Genomic DNA, 21,008 nt, shown 5'->3' on the forward strand with positions numbered 1-21,008 from the left:
CCTCGCCGAGGGCCGCGGCGACAGCTACTCGTCCTCGTCCGCGCGCTCACGACCGAGCGTGGCGAGCAGGTCTTCGTGCAGTTCCATCCACACGTCGTGATAGCTGTTGCTCATCGGACGGGCGAGGGCACTGCTGTCTCCGCCGCGGAGCCGTTCGAGCGCCTCGGAGAAGCGGCGCTCGTAGGTGGCGAACCAGGACAGACCGGACCCCGAGGCCCGCGCCAGCACCCGAACCACGTCCTCATGGATCGCGTCGAGGCGCCCAGTCAGCGCATCACCGCCGAGGCCGTTCAACTGCACGTCGGTGGTGAACTGCTTGAAGACCCGGTTCGGCGCCAGGAAGTCCTCATAGGCCGCTGACACGTCGGCCAGCGCGTCGGCCTCGACGCTGTCGCCTCGCAGGAGCACGTGGCGGGACTTGCCGGCCGGCGTGAGCATGTGGCCGGAGATGCGGCCAGAGCGGCTCTTGGTGTGGCCGGCCTCGTCGGTGCCGGCGAGCACCGTGGCGATGCGCTCGGCATCGAGTTCCGTCCGGTCCGCCACCCGGTCGGCGTCGGCGAAACCACAGACCTTCAACGCGTGCAGGACTGCGAACTCGTCGCGGGTGTCGCCCATGGAGTCGGCGACGTCCTCGGGCACCGGGTTGCCCCAGGAGCCGGTGAGGAACAGCCGGGGGATCATCTCGGTCGCCACACCGCTCACAATGGTGTCGTAGCAGGCCGAGACCGCGGGGTGGATCTCGAGCAGTCCGTGGTCGGCGACGAGTTCGTCGTACATGCCGGCGGCTCGGACGATCGGCAGCGCGAACCCGGCTGTGTAGGTCAGCGCCCCGGCCTCGATCTTCTCGCGCTGGGTCATCGCGGCGATGCGGCCGTAGAGCGCAGCCGAGGCGCCCTCGCACGTGGTGCGCAGGGCGACCATGTCGTCGAGGCCGAGCGGGCGCACCGACTCCATCGGGGTGTCCCAGGTCGATCGCTCGTAGACCGCGACGGACTCGACGTGGGGCAGGTAGTTGGCCGGCGTGGTGAAGACGGTGGACAGGTCCATCATCTGCACGTCGACACCCGAGTCCGGCGGGAAGAACATCGCGATCGTGACGGACCAGGGCAGGCCCGACTGGGTGTCGCACCAGGAGTACGCCGGCTCGTTGAGGAACACGTCGCGCACCAGGACGAACCCGCCGTCCTCGAGCGGATAGGGACCGTGGTCGCCGACGCCCAGTCGGTTGTCGAAGGACAGCAGGAAGCCCATCAGCTCGGCAGATCCGTTGAAGCGCTGGAAGGTGTTGCGCGCCTCCGGATCCTCCAGCGAGATGCGGTTCTCGGCGAACCTGTCGATCCAGGAGCGCTCGAGGAGCTCAGCACGGTAGTCCTGCATGGAGGCGAGGATCGGGCCGTCGCCCCACATTCCCTTGTAGAGGCGGCGAACGACGCCGAGGCAGTCCCGGATGCGGTCGGCCTTGTAGTCGAGGTCGTGGAGGTTCAGCTCGAGCGCGATTCCCCGACCGAAGCTGGGCGCGGTGGCCAGGGCCCACAAGTGGAGCATGTTGACCTTGGTGCCGATCTCGTTGCGCCCTAGGGCACCGATCTCGATCACCTTGTCGATGCCGATCTTGTCCTCGATCACACGCAGCCAGTCGGGGTGCCGGAACCAGCACTGCATGATGCCCATCGCCTCGTACTCCTGGCGCGGGATCAGTCCGGACTCACCCTCGGTGGCGCGCGACGCGAGCGCGTCCCACTCGTTCCAGGTGTAGTAGCGGATCGCTTCGTTGACCTCCTCGACCGTGAGGTCGCGGTGCATGGTGTCGTCATCGGCGTAGAGGACTCGGGTCTTCATCTCGGCTTGCATGACCTTGTCGCCCTCGACACCGTGGGGCACGACACCGGTGAACTTCTCCAGCAGCAACTGGATCTGCGCCATCTGCTCGGGGGACATGGCCGGCGAGGCGTCCTCGCTCGGCGGCGAGTCGTCGACCGGCGAGCCCACCTCCACGCTGACCAGGCCAGCCGGACGGTTCGACACGTCGAGCCGGATCCGGACGCCGTCGGCGGGGATGGTCTCGCCGCGGCCGGTGCGGACGCCCTTGTCGAAGGCGACCGACATGATGCAGGGGATGCCGTACTCACGACAGAGGATGCCGAGGTGGCTCTCCGGAGCACCCTGGAGCGTGACGACCCCCTTGACCCCGGCGTTGAGCGCCATGGTCAGGAACGTCGTGGTGCCACCACGGGCCACCACGACGACATCGCTGACGTCACCGCTGCTCGCGAAGGCGATGACGTCCTCCGGCGTCTCGAGCCACTTGACGACGCCTTCGACCGCATCGGGCGACTCATAGACGTTGAGGCCTTGGCCGACCTGCTCGAATCCTTCACTCCCCGCGACGGAACGGGCCGGCGTGGGTTCGGTGACCTGGGACATCTGACCTCCGGTGGATTGCCTGACTGGTGGTGCGTGCTGTGACACGCGTCACTTTGGTCCGACCATAGGACTTGTTCGCCAATTCGGCAATGGGCGACCGAAGGATGGTTCTGGAGCAACCTCCAGTGGATCGGTTCCGTCGGCGCGGTATCGTCCCCGAGCATCCTCTTACAAACAGCGCTCGAGAAGTGGACTCCCTTGACCAACGACCCCGGCCTCACGACGCCCGGACCCCGCCGTACGGGTGCGCCTTTGATCACCCCAGTCAAGGTGCCGAAGCCGGCCGAGCTGTTCGCGGACATGCTGCGGGAGAAGATCTTCAGCGGCGAGTTCCCGACCGGCGAGGCGCTGCCTCCGGAGCGGACGCTGGTCGAGCAGAGCCAGCTGAGCCGCGCCACCGTGCGCGAGGCACTCGGCGTGCTCAAGCAGCAGGGCCTGCTGATCACCCGGCCCGGTCGCACCGGCGGCTCCATCGTCTCGAGGCCGACAACCAAGGACCTGGTCGGTTCCATCGACCTCTACGTCCAGGCACAGGGCTGGGATTCCGACACCCGGACCCTGGTCGAGACCCGGGAGGTCGTCGAGCCCTGGTGCGCCGCCATGGCCGCAGAGCGGCGCTCCGATTCCGAGCTCGACGAGATGCGACACCACAACAGCGCAATGGAGGCTGACCTCGACCATGTCGAGCGCTACCTGGAGGCCAGCAGCGCCTGGCACGTGGCGGTGGCGACCGCGAGCCACAACCCCTTGCTGTCGGCCCTCATGCACGCCAGCCGACAGGCCATGATCACCGGAACACAGGCCAGCCGCTTCCACCGGCACGAGGCCCGCGAGCAGTCGTGGCAGGCCCACCTGGCCATCACGGAGGCGATTGCGGCGCAGGACGCGGCCCGCGCCCACGAGCTCATGGGCGGGCACGTCAGGCCCGGCGACGGGTCCGTGACGGACCTTCTCGGCGGGTGAACCTCAGCCGAGGAACTCGTCGGCACCGAGGTCGAGCGCGATCCGCGCGCCGCGCCGCAGCAGGTCGCGGAAGACCTGGTCACCGCGTTCGGTCCGCTTGACGCTGCCGGTGGGGGGCACGAGCATCAACAGCGTCGCGAACGACGCCTCGCGATAGGCCCGCCACGCCTCGTCCTCATCGAACTCCACACCACGCGCGAACAGGTCGGCGACATGGGTGCGTACGACGTCCCGCTCGACCTGCGCCCGGGTGTCCGGTGCGAGCGAGGTGGCCATGGCATAGGCCAGGTCGAACATCGGAGCTCCCCAACCGACCGTCTGCCAGTCGAGCACCACCACGCGGTCCGGACCGAACAGCATGTTGTCGATGCGGTAGTCGTGGTGCACCAGGCTGACCGGGCCGCCGACCCGTTCGGCCCAACCACCGGCGCCGGCGACGAAGCGGTCGATCTGCGCCCGCTCCTCGTCGTCGTACCCGTCGGCGAGGTAGTCCCTCGTCTTCGCCCAGGAGCCCTGCATCCGCTCCACGATCCCCGGGATGGGAACACCGAGGCGTCGGTGCAGCCACGGCGTCTCGGCCAGCCGGGCACTCCCCCAGAACGGCGCCTGGAGTGCGGCCAGCTGGGCACGCATCTGCTCGAGGACGTCGAGTCCGACCGGCTCGAGCTGGTCGCGCGCCGACAGGGCGGAGAGGTCCTCGAGGAGCAGGGTGGGCGCGCCCGTGGAGGACTCGATCACGCCCAGTAGCGCCGGGACGTCGATGTCGCTCTCGCCGACGAACTCGAGATAGAAGCTTGCCTCCCGCTCATAGGCACCGAGGGAGGCAGCGGTGCGAGCCGCCGCCTCGTCGGTCGACGGCACCTTGGCCACCGCAGAGGCAGGGCCGGCACCCTCCCGCCACTCGAGGGCGAGAAGGAGGGTATCGGCCATCAGGCCATTGCCGATGGGGCGCGCCTCGACCCGCCGAAGGACCGCCTGCGGCGCGGCCGCTCCGGAGGCGCGCATCGCCTCTGCGAGCTGGTCCGGGGCGATCCCGGCGGATTCCGTCAGGGCGGTTCCCGTCGTCACGACGTCCTCAGGCCATCGTCAGGCCACCGCTGACCGACAGCGTCTGGCCGGTGACGAAGCCGGCGCCGTCGGAGGCGAAGAACGAGACGGCAGGGCCGATGTCCTCGGGGGTGCCGAGTCGCTTCATCGGGACGGCGCCCGTCATCCCCGCGATCACCTTCTCTGCGTCGCCACCGCCCGCGCCGTCCGCAAACTTGCGCAGCGCCGGGGTGTCGGTCGGGCCGGGGCACACCGTGTTGGCGGTGACGCCCTTGCGGGCAACCTCGCGGGCCAGGGTCTTGGTGAAGGCGATGATTCCGCCCTTGGCGCCGGAGTAGACCGCCTCCATTGACGAGCCCACTCGGCCGGCGTCGGAGCCGATGTTGATGACGCGACCGAAGCCGCGCTCCATCATGCCGGGCACGACAGTGTGGATGACGCGCAGCGCACCCTTGTAGTTGATGTCGAGGATCTTGTCCCAGAACTCCTCGTCGGTCTTCACGAACGGCATGAAGTCGTCCCAGCCGGCGTTGTTGACCACAACCTCGATCGGGCCGAGCTCGGCCTCGACCGTGGCCACCGCGGCCTTCACCGAGTCCAGCGAGGTCACGTTGATCTCGACGGCGATCGCCTCACCACCGGCGGCGGAGATCTCCTTGGCGGTCTCCTCCGCGACCGGCAGGTTCATGTCGGCGACGACGACCCGGAAGCCGTCCCGTCCGAGGGTGGTGGCGATGCCCTTGCCGATTCCCTGGGCACCTCCGGTGACCAGTGCGACGCGGTTGCTCATGTCTCTCCTTGGGTTGCTGCGGTGATTGTCAGAGGGTGGGGATCAGACGGCCTGGGACCAGAGGACCGGTCCCGCGATGATCGAGTGGCTGGTCAGCTTGCGGCCGAGGACCGACTGGGCCTCGCGTGCTGATTCGATGATGCGCCCGAGGTCGAGGCCGGTGTCGACGCCCATCTCGTGGAACATCGAGACGAGGTCCTCGGTGGCGATGTTGCCGGTCGAACCGGCCGGCACCGGGCAACCGCCGAGCTCGCCGAAGCTGGACTCGAAACTGGTGCAGCCGGCCTCGAGTGCGGCGTACGCGTTGGCCAGGCCCTGGCCGCGGGTGTTGTGGAAGTGCGCGGTCACCTCGATGCCGGGAAGTCGCTGCACGGCCGCGGCGAAGAAGCGCGAGGAGTACGCCGGGTTGCACATGCCGGTCGTGTCGCCGAAGCCGATCTCGGTGGCGCCCGCCTCGGCGAACTGCTCGGCCAGGTCGAGCACGCGGTCCATCTCGACCTTGCCCTCGAAGGGGCAGCCGAACGAGGTGGCGATCACGGCACAGAACTTGAGGTCCTCGGCGACGATGCGCGGTCCCATCACCGCCACGTCGGCCATCGTCTCCTCGACGGTGCGGTTGATGTTGCGCTTGTTGTGGGTCTGGCTGGCGCTGACGAACAGCGTCGCGTCCTCGAAGTACGCCCGCTCCTTGAGCGCGTTGTCGAGCCCCTTGCTGTTGGGGATCAGGACCATGCGCTCGACGTCGGCGGGTACGTCGATCCGGTGCAGCACCTCGACCCCGTCGGAGAGCTGCGGGATCACGTCGGGCCGGACGAAGCTGGCCACCTCGATCCGCTTGAAGCCGGCCCGGCCCAGCGAGTTGATCAGCCGCACCTTGTCGTCGGTGGAGATCGTCTCGGGTTCGTTCTGGAACCCGTCGCGCGGACCGACCTCGCGAACGTGGACCCGGCGGGTCTCCTGGTCGGTGCTGTTCGGGAACCCGGTGTTGGTCAGGTCTTGGGTCATGGCTCAGTACTCCTGGTCTGCGAGGGCCCGTTCGAGCTCCTCGCGGTGTTCTGGCGCGGCCACCTCGATCAGGCGCAGCGCTCGTTCGGCCACCGTGCAGCCGGTGAGCATGGCGACTCCGTGCTCGGTGACGACGGCGTCGACGTCTACGCGCGACGTGGTGACGACGCCGCCGTGGAGCGAGGGGACGATCGTGGACTGCCGCTGCTCCCCCGACCCGTTGGTCGAGCGGAGCGCGATGATGGAGCGGGACCCGGTGAGGGCGGCCGCGCGACTGAAGTCGACCTGTCCGCCGACGGCCCCGATGTGCACCCCGCGGGCGAGCTCGGCCCCGACCTGGCCGAGCAGGTCCACCTCGATGGCCGAGTTGATGGAGACCAGCGACCGGAGCTGGGACAGCACTCCCGGCGCGTGCGTGTAACTCGCCGGCCGGAACTCGACCGGGAACTCATGCAACCGGTCGTAGTAGTCGCGGGTGCCGAATGCGGCGCCGGTGATCACCAGGCCCGCGTCGATCTCCTTGCGGGCACCGGTGATCACGCCCTTCTCCACGAGGGTGAACACGCCGTCGGCGGTCATCCCGCTGTGGAAGCCGAGGTCGGCGTGACCGGCCAGGGCGTCGAGGACCGCCTCGGGCAGTGATCCCACGCCGATCTGGATCGTGTCGCCGTCGTCGATGATCGAGGCGACGTTCTTGGCGATGCCGAGCTCGACCTCGTCGGGTTCGCGCTTCGGCGACTCGACCAGGGGACGGTCGGTCTCGATGATCGCGGCGAACGCGGAGAGCGGCAGCTTCGGCCCACCGACGGTGGCGGGCATCTGCTGGTTGATCTCGGCGATCAGTGTGCGGGTGTGCGGGATCGCGTCGGCGACGTACTCGACTCCGATGCCCAGCGTCACGAGGCCGTCGCTGTCGGGCGGCGAGACCTGCATCAACCCCACGTCACAGGGAAGCTGGCCCTTGGCGAACATCCTCGGCAGCGCTGAGTAGTGACAGGGCACGACGTCGAGCAGGCCGTTGCGGCTGAGCCGACGGAGCTGGCCCAGTCCCCCGTAGGAGATGACGGTGAGCAGCTCGGGCAGGTCACCCGAGAGGCGCGCGTTCCAGGTGAGGCCCGAGAACGCCCGGATCGGGCCGACCTCGTCGACCGCGTCGAGCACCTGGTTGACCAGCTGCTCGGGCTCAGCGCTTCCCTGTCCCCACCAGACCCCGTCCCCGGGGTGCAGGAAGGCTCCGACGTCGAGCATGGCCGTCGCCCTCAGACCCGCTGGACGAGGGTCGCCGTGCCGAGTCCGCCACCGCAGCACATGGTGACCAGGCCGATCTCGACGTCGCGCCGCTCCATCTCCGCGAGGAGCGTGGCGAAGAGCCGGGAACCCGAGGCGCCGACGGGGTGGCCGAGGGCGATGGCTCCGCCGTTGACGTTGACCCGGTCCATGTCCGGCTTCAGCTCGCGCTCCCAGGCGAGTACGACGGGGCTGAACGCCTCGTTGATCTCGACGAGGTCGATGTCGCCCATCGCCATCGCGTTGCGCTCGAGCAGCTTGCGGGTGGCCGGGATCGGGCCGGTGAGCATGAGGGCCGGGTCGACGCCGACGGTGGTCTGGTCGAGGACCCGGGCCCGCTTGGTGAACCCGTGGCGCTGCACGGCCTCGTCGGAGGCGAGCAGGAGGCCGGCAGCCCCGTCGGTCAACGGCGACGAGCTGCCCGCGGTGACCTTGCCGCCGTCAGGGCGGAAGATCGTCTTCAGCCCGGCCAGCGACTCCACGCTGGTGCCCGGCCGTACCGACTGGTCGCCGGTGCGGGTCTCGCCATCCAGCTGCATCGGGATGATCTCGCGCGCGAAGCGTCCGGCCTCGTGGGCTGCGGCAGCCAGCGCGTGGGAGCGCACCGCGAACTCGTCGATTTCCTGGCGGGAGATGTCCCACTGGTCGGCGATCCGTTCGGCGGCCTCGCCCATCGACGGGAAGTCGTAGAGCTCGCGCAGCTCGGCGGGCCACGCGGCGCCGTACAGCTCCTCGATCCGGGCGACCGCGTCCATCGGGATGCGGCCCATGTTCTCGACGCCCCCGGCGAGCACGACGTCGTGGGTGCCCGAGGCGATCAGGGCGGCGGCCATCTCCACGGCGGTCTGCGCCGACCCGCACCGTCGGTCCAGCACGGTTGCCGGGATCTCGGCCGGGTAGCCGGCCTGCAGCCAGGCGTTGCGGGCCACGTTGCGAGACTGCTCCCCGAAGGGAGCGGTGCAGCCGACCACGAGGTCCTCGACCTGGTCGGCGGGCACGCCGGTTGCCTCCAGCAGCGCGGTGTAGACCGCACCCAGCATCACGTTGGGGTGGGTGTCGCGGAACCAGCCCTTGTCGGGGTGGGCCTTGCCCATCGGCGTACGAAGCGCCTCGACGATCCAGGCGTCGCGCCCGGTGCCTGCGAAGCTCATAAGTCATGCCTCCTTGGAGCTGGTCGTGGCGAGCGACGTTCGCCGGAGTGCCTGGCAAGGCGGAAGAGGGAGACGGGACGGAGTCCCGGCGACTGATGAGAACGCAGTCCAGGTGCCCGGCGAACGCCGCGCAGCAGGCCAGAGCCGAGGAGTCATGGCTAGATCACCGTCCCGCCGTCGACGGGGAGCACCTGGCCGGTGATGTATCCCGCGGCGTCGGAGGCGAAGAAGACGAACGCCCCGGCGATCTCGTCGGGGGTGGCCCAGCGAGCGAGCGGAATCCGGGCCAGGGTCATCGCCGCGAGCTTCTCGTTGGACCGGATGTTCTCGGTCATCGCGGTCGCGGCCAGCGGGGCCAGCGCGTTGACGGTGATGCTGCGCTTCGCGAGCTCCTTTGCCAGGGACTTGGTGATCCCGATGATCGCGGACTTCGCGGCGCTGTAGTTGACCTGTCCGATGGTGCCGACCAGCCCGGCCGCGGACGTGACGTTGATGATGCGGCCGGTGCCGTCCTCGGCCAGCAACGGCGCGGCGGCCTGGCTGACGGTGAACGCGCCACCGACGTGGACGTCGAGCACGAAGCGGAACTGCTCCGGTGTCATCTTGTGGAACATCGCGGGAGAGATGGCCCCGGCGTTGTTGAGCAGGATGTGGAGGACGCCGTCGGTCAGCGCTGCGGCGCGACGGGCGGCCTCGGCTGCCGCTTCCGCGTCACGTACGTCGAGGGCGAACGACTCGGCCCGGCCACCGGACTCGGTGATCTCCTTGGCCACGGCCTCGGCCGCGGACCCGTCGAGGTCGGTCACCAGGACGGCGGCGCCGGCGGCGGCGTACGCCCGGGCGACTGCGGCACCGATGCCGTTGCCGGCTCCGGTGAGCAGTGCGGAGCGTCCTTGCAGTGAGAACATCAGTAGCTCCTCGGCAGGCCCAGCACGTGGGACCCCAGGTAGTTGAGAACCATCTCCTGACTCAGGGGGGCGATCTTGGTCAAGCGTGCCTCCCGGAAGTAGCGCGCGACGTGGTACTCCTCGGAGTAGCCCATGCCTCCGTGGGTCTGCAGGGCCCGGTCGGCGGCCTGGAAGCCGGCATCTGCGCAGAGGTACTTGGCCGTGTTGGCCTCACGGCCGCAGGGCAGGCCCTTGTCGTACATCCAGGTGGCCTTGCGCAGGATCAGCTCGGCGGCGTCGAGGCGCGCGAGCGAGTCGGCGAGCGGGAACTGGATGCCCTGGTTCATCCCGATCGGACGGCCGAAGACCTCCCGCTCGTTGCCGTAGCGCACGGCACGCTTGAGCGCCGCACGGCCGATGCCAAGAGCCTCGGCGGCGACCAGGCAGCGCTCGGGGTTGAGCCCGTCGAGGATGTACTTGAACCCCTGGCCCTCCTCGCCGATGCGGTGCTCCTCGGGGATCCGAAGGTCGTCGATGAAGAGCTCGTTGGAGGTGACCGCGTTGCGGCCCATCTTGCGGATCGGCCGGATGTCGACGTGGGCGCGGTCGAGGTCGGTGAAGAAGAGGGTGAGCCCGTCGGTCTTCTTCGGGGAGTCCTCGTACTTCGCGGACCGGGTCAGCAGCAGGATCTTCTCCGACTCCATCGCCTTGGAGATCCAGACCTTCTTCCCGTTGACCACGTAGTCGGAGCCGTCGCGCTTGGCGAAGGTGGTGATCCGCGTCGTGTCGAGGCCGGCGCCCGGCTCGGTGACGCCGAAGCAGACGTGCAGGTCGCCGTTGACGATGCGCGGGAGGTTCTCCTTCTTCATCTCCTCCGAGCCGTGCACGATCACCGGGTGCATGCCGAAGATCGACAGGTGCATGGAGCTGGCGCCGTTCATTCCGGCGCCGGAGGCGGCGACTTCCTCGAGGAGCAGCGAGGCCTCGGTGATGCCGAAGCCGTGGCCGCCGTACTCCTCAGGGGTGGTGATGCCGAGCCAGCCGCCGTCCGCGAAGGCCTGGTAGAACTCGGACGGGAACTCGTGCGCCTCGTCCTTCTCCATCCAGTACTGGTCGTCGAACTTGGCGGAGAGCTCGGCGACCGCCTTGCGGATCGTCTGCTGGTCCTCGGAGAGCTCGAAATCCACGGTGCCCGTCCTTGGTCTCGTCGGTGCGGCCCGAGATGTTCCCGAACCAACTAATGGAGTGACTATAACAAAAGGTAAGACCAAAAACTATACGAGCTGGAGTCGATCGGCAAGCCGTTCGTTCCACTCCTTCGGAGCCCCGAACAGCTGCTCGTCCAGCCGCGCGCGCTTGTAGAACAGGTGCAGGTCGTGCTCCCACGTGTAGCCGATCGCACCGTGCATGGTGAGTGCGGTGTCTGCCGCCCGGGAGGCCGCCGCGGTGACCTGCGCCTTGACTGCTGCCGCGCGCAACGGAGCCTCCGCGTCGTCGATCTCCAGCGAGGCCGCGGCGAGATAGACCCCCGAGCGGCCGGCCTCGAGGTCGACCAGGATCGAGGCGGCGGCGTGCTTGACCGCCTGGAAGGAGCCGATCGGCACGCCGAACTGGCGACGCTGGAGGCTGTACTCCACGGCGAGGTCCAGCATCCGCTGCATCGTCCCCAGTGCATCAGCCGCGACGAGCACGCCGGCGAGGTCGACGACCCGGGCCAGTCCGACCACCGGATCCCCGTCGACCGCTTCGGACACCACGCCGTCGAGTCGTACGTCGGCCAGGGTGCGGGTGCGATCCAGCAGGCGACGCGGCGTGATCGTGAGTCCCGCAGCGCCGGCGGAGACGATCCGCAACTGGGGGCCCGCCGACGACTCGATCGGCACCAGGAGCGTCTCGGCACGATCGGCCCCGAGGACCTGCAGCACGTGTCCACTCAGCCTCCCGTCGGCGCCCATCGACACCGTCGGACCCGCGTCGGGAAGGTGCCCGGACGGGACCAGCAGGGCGACCGGCGAGCCGGCGACCGCCGCCTTGACCAGGTCGGGGTGGCGCTCCAGCAGCGGTACGGCGAGCACGGTGGCCAGCCACGCCGAGCTCGGGACCCCGGCCCGGGCAAGCTCCTCGGCGGTCAGGGCGAGCTCGACGACGCCTCCACCCTGGCCGCCCAGGGACTCGGCGATGCCGACACCTGCCATGCCGCCCTCGTTCCACCTCTGCTCGAAGGGCCCGTGATCCCCGCGCTCGTCATCGGCCTCGAGCCAGGCTCGGACCTGCTCCGGTCCCGCGACGTCGGCCAGCCAGCCGGACAGTGCCTCTCGGTAGGCGTCCTGCTCCTCAGACAGCTTCCACTGCATGGCTCTCCTCAGGGTGTGTGTTTGTCCAGTCGTTCGCCGGTCGATGCGTAGTCAGGCGGCCGACGACTGTTACTTTGGGTATGACCAATCGAACGATGGAACTTCTCAAGAAGCGGTGGGCGATGACTGAATCCACAGAGGCCGGGCCCCAAGGCATACGGCGTCCGGTACAGCTCACCCCGATGCAGGTCCCGAAGGCCTCCGACGTGCTGGCCGACGACCTGAGGGAGCGCATCCTGCGCGGCGACTTCCCCGAGGGCACGGCGCTTCCGCCCGAGCGCGAGCTCGTCGCACAGACCCGGATGAGCCGCACCACGGTGCGCGAGGCGCTGCGCATCCTCGAGGTGCAGGGACTCGTGCAGATCCGCACTGGCCGGGCCGGTGGCGCGTTCGTGCAGACCCCGGGCGAGGAGTCGATCGCCAGCTCGGTGAACCTCATGATCCGCGGCCGGCAGATCCGCATGGATGCGCTGCTCGAGACCCGCGAGGCCGTCGAGCCGGCCTGTGCCCGGCTCGCCGCGCAGTACCGCACGGCCGCCGACCTCGAGCGCCTCGAGCGGGCCAACGAGGCGATCGCCAACGCGGGGCCGCTCTCGGAGTTCCTGACCGCCAACGTCGAGTGGCACGTGGCGGTCGCGGTCGCGTCGCACAACGACCTGCTCAACGGCTTCATGCTGGCCCTCTCGCGCGCCATCTACGAATCCACCGACAACAAGGGCTTCATCGACGACGCCGTGCGCAAGACGACGGTCAAGGCCCACAAGAGCATCACCGACGCGATCCGCGCCCAGGACCCCAACGCCGCCGTACGACGCATGCAGCGCCACGTCCACACGTACGCCGAAGCGGTGCTCGAAGTCGAGGAGCGCACCGCCATCGAGGTCGCCGAGATCTGAGCCCGGGCTGCGGGCCTCACCGCAGGTCCTTGACCAGCTCGCGGATCTCGTCGACGGCCTGGGGGTTCTCGGCTCCCGAGAGGTCCCCGGGGTCGGTGTCCATCACGGCTGCCCGGATCGCTCGCCGCAGGATCTTGGCAGACCGGGTCTTGGGCAGCCGTTCGACGCGCACGACCTGGCTCGGAGCGAACGGCTTGCCGACGCCGTCGGCCACGAGACCACGTACGCGCGCGGCGACCTCGGCGTCGTCCTGCGCGACGTCACCCTTGGCGACGTAGAAGACCCAGACGGCCTCACCCTTGGTCGCATCGGGGATGCCGACCACCGCGGACTCGGCGATCGCCGCGTCGACCGCGACGACCGACTCGATCTCGGCCGGCGCGACGCGCTTGCCGGCCACGTTCATCACGTCGTCGCTACGACCCAGGATGAACCAGCTGCCGTCGTCGTCGACGAGCGCGAAGTCCCCGTGCCGCCACAGGTTCTCGAAGGTGGACCAGTAGGCCTCGTGGTAGCGCTCCCCCTCGGGAGTGTCGTTCCAGATCCCACGGGTCATCGACGGCCACGGCTGTCGGCAGACCAGTTCCCCGATCTGTCCCCGCACCGGCTGCGCGTCGTCGTCGACCACGTCGACGTCCATGCCCAGGGCCGGACCGCCGAGGGAGCAGCTGCGGATCTCCTCGACCGGGTAGGGGCAGAGGAACGAGCCGCCGACCTCGGTGCCCCCGGAGAAGTTGATGATCGGGACCCGGCTGCCGAAGACGTCGCGGGCCAGCCACTCGTAGGACTCCGGGTCCCACGGCTCGCCGGTGGAGCCCAGCACCCGGACGCTGGCGAGGTCGCGGTCGGGTACGCCGCCGGCCGCGCGCAGGGTGCGGATCAGGGTCGGGCTGACCCCGAGCATCGAGACCCCGTGCCTCTCGACGAGCTCCCAGAGCCGGCCGGTGTCGGGCACGTCCGGCGAGCCTTCGTAGAGCAGCAGCGTGCCACCGGTGCCGTGGGTGCCGAAGATCGAGAGCGGGCCCATGATCCAGCCCATGTCGGTGATCCAGCAGAAGGTGCGCCCCGGCCCCATCTCGAATCCGTAGGACACCTCCGAGGCGGTCTTCGCGACGAAGCCGGCGTGCGTGTGCACCGCGCCCTTGGGCTTGCCGGTCGTGCCCGAGGTGTAGGCCAGCAGCAGCACGTCACCGGCCGCGGTCGGCTCGACGGCGTCGTCGGGTTCACCGGCGACCAGGTCGCTCCAGGCCACCTCGCCGGCGCGCAGCTCGAGGCCGGACCCGAGGTTGTCCACGACCACCACGTGCTCGACGCTCGGGCAGCTCTCCATCGCGGTGCGCAGCTGCGGCAGCATCGAGGCGACCTTGCGGCGGCGGATGGTGCCGTCGGCGGTGATCACCGCCTTGGCGGCGGCGTCCTGGATCCGGCTCGCGATCGCCGGGGCGGCGAACCCGGAGAACAGCGGCACGAGTAGAGCCCCGAGGCTCGCGACGGCGTACGTCGCCACCACGGCCTCGGGAGTCATGGGGAGGTAGATCGCGACGGCGTCGCCCTTGCCGACGCCCAGCGACCGGAGCCCGCCGCGCACCCGGGCCACCCGGTCGGCCAGCTCGGCGTAGCTGAGGGTGTGCACGGTTCCGTCCTCGGCCTCGTGCACGACGGCGGGCGCCTCGGGCGTGCGCGTGACCCACTTGCCGAGGCACGCGTCGACGGCGTTGAGGCCGCCGTCGACGAACCACTCGGGCCACTTGACTCCGCGGCTCAGGTCGACGACCTGCGAGTACGGCGTGTGGAACGGGATCTCGAGGTCCTCGACCACGGTGCCCCAGAACGCACCGATGTCGGCGACCGACACGGCGCGGAGCTCATCGGCGCTCGTGACGTCGAGGCGGCGCATCAGTCGGGCCACGTTGGAGTTCGTCAGGTAGTCGTCGTCCGGCTGCCACACGTAGGTCATCGGGGTCTCCTCAGGAGCGGGGCATGCCGAGGATGCGCTCGGCCGCGATGTTGCGCTGGATGTACGTCGAGCCACCGGCAATTGCCGTGCCGCGCGACTGGTTGGCGAGTCGGAGCCAGGCCCGGACGTCGTCGAGGCCGGTGGCGGCCTCGTCATGGAGGTCGAACTGGCCGCCCATCGGCGCCAGGGAGAGCCGGAAGTCGGCAAGGTCCTCGACCAGGGGGCAGAAGTAGAGCTTGCCGATCGAGGTGACCGGCCCGGGAGGCGCACCCGTGTCGGCGCCGGTGATCACGCGCTGGCCGATCGCCTTGTGGATCATCGCCCGGGACCACAGGTCGGCGACCTTCTGCCGAACCTCGGGGTCGGCACCCAGTGGCTCCCCGACCGCGTCGCGCAGATGGCGGACGTCGTCGATGATGTCGGCGACGGCCTTGGTGGTGTTCACCCGTCCGGTGGCGATCGCGACCCGTTCGAAGGCGAGCGTGCCCATGGTGACCTTCCAGCCACCGTCGACCTCACCGACCACCAGGTCGTCGGGGACGAAGACGTCGTCGAGGAACACCTCGTTGAACTCGGCCTCACCGAGCATGTGCCGCAGCGGGCGCACCGTGATGCCGTCGGAGTCCATCGGGAGCAGGAAGAACGTGATGCCCTTGTGCCGCTGCTTGTCGGGGTCGTTGCCGCCGGTGCGCGCGAGCAGGATCGCGTGGGCGGCGATCTGGGCCCGACTGGTCCAGATCTTCTGCCCGTTGATCCGCCAGCCACCCTCGACCTTGACCGCCTTGGTGCGCAGGCTGGCCAGGTCGGAGCCGGCATCGGGCTCGGAGAAGAGCTGGCACCACACGTCCTCGCCGGTCAGGATCGGCTCGAGCAGTCGCTCCTTCTGGGCATCCGTGCCGAAGTGCGCGATGGTCGGACCGCAGAAGTCCTCGCCGATGATGTTGAGTCGTTCGGGCGCCCCCGCCCGGTCGCACTCCTCGGAGAAGATGGCGCGCAGCTGCTCGCCGAGCCCCTGCCCGCCGTACTGCGTCGGCCAGGTGATGCCGGCCAGGCCGGCGTCGTGCAGCAACCGCTGCCACTGCTGCCAGAACGGCACCTTCTCGACCAGGTCGCTGGGCTCGGGCCAGGCAAGCTTCGGCAGGGCCTCGTCGAGGAAGGCCCGGACCCGTTGCCGGTACTCCGCCTCCTCCGGGGTGTCGACGATCTCCATCAGACCGCCTCGGCCTGCTGTGCAGATACAGACGTGGCGTGCCTCGGCGCTGCCATTCCACCGGCCTCGAGCTTGGCCGCGATGTCGGCGCGCAGGACGTGCTTCTGGATCTTGCCCGTCGCGGTGGTGGGCAGCGCGTCGACGATCTCGAGCCGCTCGGGCACCTTCTGGATGGCCATGCCCTCGCCGAGGAGGAAGTCCCGCATCTCCTCGAGGGTGAGCTCCGGCTGGCCCTCGTGCATCACCAGGTAGCAGCAGACCTTCTCACCGAGGTAGGCGTCGGGCATCGCGACCAGCGCGACCTGGCTGACGTCCGGCCTGGAGGCGAGGGCGTCCTCCACGGCACGGACGCTGATGTTCATGCCGCCGCGGATCACGATGTCCTTGAGGCGGCCGGTGACGCGCACGTAGCCGTCCGCGTCCATCCGTCCGAGGTCGCCGGACCTGTGGAAGCCGGACGGCGTGTAGTTGGCGGCGGTCTCGTCGGGCTGGCCGATGTACTCGAGGCAGTTCATCGCGCCGCGGTAGGCGATGTCGCCCTCTTCGCCGCGCGGGACCTCGTTGCCGGCCTCGTCGACGATGGCGACCTCCTGCAGGGGCAGCGCCTGGCCGTCGGACGTGACCGACCTGGAGGGATCGTCGTCGAGGGTGCACATCGTGGTGGTGATGTTCTCGGTGCGACCGTAGAGACTGAGGACGGCCATGTTGGGGATCGCCGCACGGCCGGCCTCCACGAAGCTGCCCGGGATGGGCGCACCGGCCGAGGTCCAGAACCGCATGCTGCTGGCGTCGTGCACCTCGGGGTCGTAGACGTCCAGCAGCATCTGCAGGAAGGTCGTCGCACTCACGCAGGCGGTGCACTTGAACTTCGCGATCCGCTCGAGGCCCTCCTTGGGCTCCCAGCGGTCCATCAGGTGGCTGGCCGCACCGTGGGCGAGGGGCAGGAGATAGCTGGTGACCAGCCCGGTGGTGTGGGTGACGGGCGACGGGCCGAACTGCACGTCGGCCTCGGTGTAGTTCCAGCCCCTGCCGAGCAGGCGGGCGCCGCAGGCCATCGTGTTGAAGGTGTGCAGGCAGCCCTTCGGTCGCGACGTGGTGCCCGAGCTGAACACCACCACGAACGGCTCGTCGGGGCCGACACCCGTGCCGATCTCGGCGTCCGCCTCCTCGCGGGACAGGTCGACCAGCAGGTCCTCGAAGTCCACGGCGCCACTGACCAGGTCTCCCTCGCGGCGCACCACGACGATGGTCTCGAGGAGCGGCCAGTCGGCGCGCAGGTCCGCGAACATCCGCGCGTGGTCGAAGCCGCGGTACGTCGACGCGGTGAAGGCGGCCTTTACGTTCGCGGTCTCGAGGATGAAGCCGACCTCCTCGCGACGGTAGATCGGCATGATCGGGACGATGACCGCACCGATCCGGGCGATCGCGGCACTGATCACGAAGAACTCGGTCCAGCTCGGCAGCTGGACGGCCACCCGGTCGCCCGGACCGATGCCACGGCGTCGCAGGCCCACCGACAGGGCGAGGACCCGCTCGCGGAGCTGGCCGTAGGTGATCTCGGTCGTCGAGTCGGTGCCGAAGACCTTGTCGGGTTGCCGGTCGGCCTGCTTCTCGATCATCGCGAAGAGCGTCTCGTCGGTCCAGAGCCCCTGCTCGTGGAAGCGGGCGATCTGTTCGTCGGTGTAGCGGTCGTGCACCGTGGCGAAGGCCATGGATTCCTCCTGATCGGAACCGATGTCATCAGGCGCGGGGACCACTCGGACGCAGTCCACCTGCAGTGGTCCTGAGATTACAATGGTCAGACCGAATAGGCAATGGGTGGCCAACCGGCGGGGTGGAGCGTCAGTCCTCCCGCGCACCGATCGTCAACCGGAGGTACTGGGAGATGGCCTCGGCCCGGTTCTCCACGCGCAGCTTGCGCAGGATCTGCTTGACGTGGGACTTCACAGTGCCGACGGCGATCACCAGGCGCTGGGCGATCCGCTCGTTGGTGGCACCCGTGGCCATCAGGGTCAGGACCTCCAGCTCGCGGCTGGTGAGGAGCCCCTCGAGGACCGCCTGGCGGTCACTCACGACCGGTCGCAGCGGTCGGCTCACGGCGAGCGCGGTCGTCTCCTCCCTGGTGGCCAGGTCGATCTCGCTGGTGGCCAGGTCGTCGAGGACTGCCTCGACCGTCTGCATCACCCGCATCACCTCAGCCCGCTGGTCGCGCAGCCGGCCGAGCAGGACCGCCCGCTCGAAGATCTGCGCGAACCCGACCGCGTAGAACCAGAGGATGTCCCGGTCCAGCTCCACGACGTCGTGGCCGCGAAGGTCGGCGTGCAGCAGGCCGATCACGCGGTCGCCAGCGATCAACGGCGCAACGACGTACGACGTCTGCGCGGCCGCCGTCGCCAGGGGCTGGTAGACGCGACTGTCGGTGCTGGCGTCCGCGACCAGCCCCGGCTCGCGCCGCCGGACCACCTCACTCTCGAGCAACATGTGCGACAGACGAATCTTGGGGACCTCACGGATCCAGTCGACGAAGGCGCGCTCGTCGGGCCCCACGTGCGCCGAGTAGCTGCGCCACGGCCGCCAGGTGTCGTCCTCGACGCGGGACAGCATCAGCCTGTCGAAGCCACCGCCCGCGGCGGCCGACTCACAGACCTTCTCGAGCAGCTCGTCCTGGTCGGTGATCCGGCGCAGACGTGCCAGCTCACGGTCCAGCTGGTCCATCCGGCGCAGTCGCTCGTGGCCCAGGAGGTCGTGGATGGAGAACCGGACCTGGTGCACGGCGTGCAACGTCTCGCTCAACTCGACCACCCGTTCTCTCCCGAGCTCGTGCCCGGGGTCACTGAGACGCTCGCGCATCATCCCCGCCAGGATCGTCAGCTGCCCGTCCAACGTGCGCAGCTCGGCCGACGGAACCTGCTCCAGGTCGTCCAGCTCGTCGGCGTCGAGCGAGGTCGACGGCAGCGACTCGACCAACCGGATGGCAGCGGAGTACGCCGATTGCCCCTGGCTGATCAGATCGGCACGGCGTCGCGCTGCGGCCGCGGATGACGACTCCATCAGTCTCCCTCTCGCCCCGTGAGAATGCATTGCGACGACCACGAGCCCTGAGAACGATCGTTAGCACCCCATGCTACGGTGCCGCCGTGGGTCGCCACAGACGAATTCTCGATGCAGCCGCAACGGCCTTCCATGAGAAGGGCTTCCATGGGGTCGGTGTCGACGAGCTCGGCACCCGTGCCGGCCTGAGCGGGCCGTCGATCTACCGGCACTTCTCCGGCAAGGACGAGATCCTGGCGACCTTGCTCAACGAGGCCATGGACGAGCTCCTGGCCGCGACCCGCCCCACCGGCGAGGACCCGGACGCCGAGCTGCGGCGCGCACTGCGCCACCACATCGACTTCGCCCTCGCCAACCGCCAGCTGGTCACGCTCTACCAGCGCGAGGTCCGCTCGCTGGCCGACCCGTGGTCGAAGTCCTTCGCCGGCCGGCGCGGGCAGTACACCCGCAGCTGGGAGGCGCTGTTCGCCAGCTGCTTCCCCGATCTCTCCCCCGGGACGGTCGCCGCCACCACACAGGCCTGCCTCGGCACAGTGTTCTCCGTGGCGTCGTGGCCCGAGCGCGCGCTGGCGGCCCCCGGCGTACGCGAGATGCTCCTGGAGCTGGCCCTTCACGGTGTGTACGGCGACCGCCGCTCAGCTACCTGATCGACTGCGCGCCGAACCGAAGTCCCACATGCCCGCAGCGATCCGGCGGTACTGCAGCTCGTCGGAGCCCTCGGTGATCCGGTAGCGCCGGTGGTGGCGGTAGATGTGCTCGAACGGGTAGTGCCTGCTGTAGCCGACACCGCCGTGGATCTGCATCGCCCGGTCGGCCGCGTTGCAGGCGAGCTGGTTGCCACGGACGTTGACCATGGCGACCTTGTCGCTGACCGCGGTCTTGCCGTGCACGTCCATCTCCCAGGCAGTCTTCATGATCGTGTTGCGGACCAGTTCGGCCTCCGTCTGCAGCTCCACGAGCTGCCACTGCACGCCCTGGTAGTCACGCATCTGCTGCCCGAAGAGCTTGCGCTCCTCGGTGTACTCGATCGACCTGTCGATGCAGAACTGCGCCGCCCCGAGCGAGCTGGCCGCCTGCCGGATCCGGTTCTCGTGGACGAAGAGCTGGGCACAGTCCAGGCCACGCCCCTCCTCGCCCAGCAGCGCCGCGCCCGGCACGCGGACGCCGTTGAGGCGCACCTCGGCATGGTCGGTCGGCATGTTGAACGTCCACCAGTAGAACGGCACCTCGAAGCCTTCGGCGTTGGTCGGCACCAGGAAGGCGGAGATCCCCTCGGCCTTGCCGTCCTCCCCACTGGTGCGGGCGAACACGAGGTCGATCTCGGAGACGTCGACGACGCTGTTCCAGCGCTTCTCTCCCGTGATGATCCAGTCGTCGCCGTCCTTGACCGCCTTCGTCTCGAGCCAGGTGACGTCACTGCCGTGGTTGGGCTCGGTGAGCCCGAATGCCATCTCCATGTCGCCGGAGACGAGGCGTTCGAGGTACTGCTCCTTCTGCTCGGGCGTGCCGTACTCGTGCAGCACCAGCGCGAGCGGCACGTTGGCCACCATCGACGCCTCGTGGCTGAGCTCGGCGTGCAGGCCCGGCCCGCGACGCGCGAGGTGCTCGCGGATCGTCGCCATCGCGACGTTCGAGCCGTCCTGGCCGCCGAGCTCCTTCGGCAGCGGGTAGCGATAGAAGCCGGCTTCGTCGGCCAGCTTCCGGGCCTCGCGCATGATCTCCCGCCAGCGCCGGGTCGGGATGCCGCCGCGCTCCAGGTCGGTGCGGGTGAACTCCCGGCGGTGGTCGAAGTGCTCCGGGTTGGCCTCCTCGATCGGCTTGATCTTGGTGTCGATGAATTCGTCGAGGTCGGCGATGAAGGACGTGACGTCCTCGGGGATGGACCAGTCCATGGTGTTCCTCCAGCTCGTTGCGGTGATGGACCGACGGTAGGTCGGTCGCTCTCCGCAGGACCGTTCGTGCGAGCCGGGCGGTGTCGAGATCTCT

At 69.2% G+C, this 21,008-nt stretch carries 17 protein-coding genes; 3 read left to right on the forward strand and 14 right to left on the reverse strand.

Features of this window, described 5'->3' with window-relative positions; translation table 11 throughout:
• Positions 1 to 24: 24 nt before the first annotated feature.
• The gene (locus tag ASD30_RS24105) at positions 25 to 2,424 is read right to left on the reverse strand and encodes a PEP-utilizing enzyme (protein ID WP_056688339.1); all 2,400 of its coding nucleotides are present in this window, start codon (positions 2,422 to 2,424) and stop codon (positions 25 to 27) included.
• 252 nt (positions 2,425 to 2,676) lie between these two features.
• Here ASD30_RS24105 and ASD30_RS24110 point away from each other — a divergent pair, with 252 nt between their 5' ends.
• Positions 2,677 to 3,387, forward strand: coding sequence for a FadR/GntR family transcriptional regulator (locus ASD30_RS24110; RefSeq protein WP_056688342.1), 711 nt, complete (start codon positions 2,677 to 2,679; stop codon positions 3,385 to 3,387).
• Between the two features lie 3 nt (positions 3,388 to 3,390).
• Here ASD30_RS24110 and ASD30_RS24115 read toward each other — a convergent pair whose 3' ends face one another.
• The 8 genes from ASD30_RS24115 to ASD30_RS24150 form a co-directional block, all read right to left on the reverse strand.
• Positions 3,391 to 4,455: a phosphotransferase family protein gene (locus ASD30_RS24115; protein ID WP_200951242.1), complete on the reverse strand. Its 1,065-nt coding sequence runs from the start codon at positions 4,453 to 4,455 to the stop codon at positions 3,391 to 3,393.
• A gap of 7 nt (positions 4,456 to 4,462) precedes the next feature.
• The gene (locus tag ASD30_RS24120) at positions 4,463 to 5,224 is read right to left on the reverse strand and encodes an SDR family NAD(P)-dependent oxidoreductase (protein ID WP_056688344.1); all 762 of its coding nucleotides are present in this window, start codon (positions 5,222 to 5,224) and stop codon (positions 4,463 to 4,465) included.
• Between the two features lie 42 nt (positions 5,225 to 5,266).
• Entirely contained in the window at positions 5,267 to 6,229 is a 963-nt protein-coding gene (locus ASD30_RS24125) for a hydroxymethylglutaryl-CoA lyase (protein ID WP_056688347.1), read from the reverse strand.
• Positions 6,230 to 6,232: 3 nt separating this feature from the next.
• The gene (locus ASD30_RS24130) at positions 6,233 to 7,477 is read right to left on the reverse strand and encodes an acetyl-CoA hydrolase/transferase family protein (protein ID WP_056688350.1); all 1,245 of its coding nucleotides are present in this window, start codon (positions 7,475 to 7,477) and stop codon (positions 6,233 to 6,235) included.
• An 11-nt stretch (positions 7,478 to 7,488) separates the two neighbouring features.
• Entirely contained in the window at positions 7,489 to 8,667 is a 1,179-nt protein-coding gene (locus tag ASD30_RS24135) for a thiolase family protein (protein WP_056688353.1), read from the reverse strand.
• Positions 8,668 to 8,825: 158 nt separating this feature from the next.
• A complete protein-coding gene (locus tag ASD30_RS24140) occupies positions 8,826 to 9,575 on the reverse strand; it encodes an SDR family NAD(P)-dependent oxidoreductase (protein ID WP_056688356.1) in 750 nt (249 codons plus the stop codon).
• Positions 9,575 to 10,741, reverse strand: a complete 1,167-nt coding sequence (locus ASD30_RS24145; protein WP_056688358.1) for an acyl-CoA dehydrogenase family protein — start codon at positions 10,739 to 10,741, stop codon at positions 9,575 to 9,577. The genes ASD30_RS24140 and ASD30_RS24145 overlap by 1 nt, the downstream gene beginning before the upstream one ends.
• A gap of 87 nt (positions 10,742 to 10,828) precedes the next feature.
• Positions 10,829 to 11,908 (reverse strand): acyl-CoA dehydrogenase family protein, encoded by a 1,080-nt coding sequence (locus tag ASD30_RS24150; RefSeq protein WP_056688362.1) that lies wholly within the window; start codon positions 11,906 to 11,908, stop codon positions 10,829 to 10,831.
• Between the two features lie 122 nt (positions 11,909 to 12,030).
• Here ASD30_RS24150 and ASD30_RS24155 point away from each other — a divergent pair, with 122 nt between their 5' ends.
• Positions 12,031 to 12,804: a FadR/GntR family transcriptional regulator gene (locus ASD30_RS24155; protein ID WP_056688913.1), complete on the forward strand. Its 774-nt coding sequence runs from the start codon at positions 12,031 to 12,033 to the stop codon at positions 12,802 to 12,804.
• A 16-nt stretch (positions 12,805 to 12,820) separates the two neighbouring features.
• On the opposite strand, the gene ASD30_RS24160 is transcribed toward ASD30_RS24155, so the two are convergent.
• From ASD30_RS24160 to ASD30_RS24175, 4 genes are all read right to left on the reverse strand, one after another.
• On the reverse strand, positions 12,821 to 14,761 hold the full coding sequence (locus ASD30_RS24160; protein WP_056688365.1) for an AMP-binding protein: 1,941 nt from the start codon (positions 14,759 to 14,761) through the stop codon (positions 12,821 to 12,823).
• A 10-nt stretch (positions 14,762 to 14,771) separates the two neighbouring features.
• Positions 14,772 to 15,971: an acyl-CoA dehydrogenase family protein gene (locus tag ASD30_RS24165; protein WP_056688367.1), complete on the reverse strand. Its 1,200-nt coding sequence runs from the start codon at positions 15,969 to 15,971 to the stop codon at positions 14,772 to 14,774.
• Positions 15,971 to 17,683, reverse strand: coding sequence for an AMP-binding protein (locus tag ASD30_RS24170; protein ID WP_056688369.1), 1,713 nt, complete (start codon positions 17,681 to 17,683; stop codon positions 15,971 to 15,973). Before ASD30_RS24170 ends, ASD30_RS24165 begins: the two co-directional genes overlap by 1 nt.
• 130 nt (positions 17,684 to 17,813) lie before the next feature.
• Positions 17,814 to 19,022: a LuxR C-terminal-related transcriptional regulator gene (locus tag ASD30_RS24175; protein WP_056688371.1), complete on the reverse strand. Its 1,209-nt coding sequence runs from the start codon at positions 19,020 to 19,022 to the stop codon at positions 17,814 to 17,816.
• 86 nt (positions 19,023 to 19,108) lie between these two features.
• Here ASD30_RS24175 and ASD30_RS24180 point away from each other — a divergent pair, with 86 nt between their 5' ends.
• On the forward strand, positions 19,109 to 19,669 hold the full coding sequence (locus ASD30_RS24180; RefSeq protein WP_056688374.1) for a TetR/AcrR family transcriptional regulator: 561 nt from the start codon (positions 19,109 to 19,111) through the stop codon (positions 19,667 to 19,669).
• Here ASD30_RS24180 and ASD30_RS24185 read toward each other — a convergent pair.
• Positions 19,658 to 20,914 carry an acyl-CoA dehydrogenase family protein gene (locus ASD30_RS24185; protein WP_056688378.1) on the reverse strand — a complete coding sequence of 419 codons (1,257 nt, stop codon included), beginning with the start codon at positions 20,912 to 20,914 and terminating at the stop codon, positions 19,658 to 19,660. The genes ASD30_RS24180 and ASD30_RS24185 overlap by 12 nt on opposite strands.
• Positions 20,915 to 21,008 lie beyond the last annotated feature (94 nt).

This window comes from Nocardioides sp. Root140 (assembly GCF_001426745.1).
In the GTDB taxonomy this organism is placed as follows: Bacteria; Actinomycetota; Actinomycetes; order Propionibacteriales; family Nocardioidaceae; genus Nocardioides.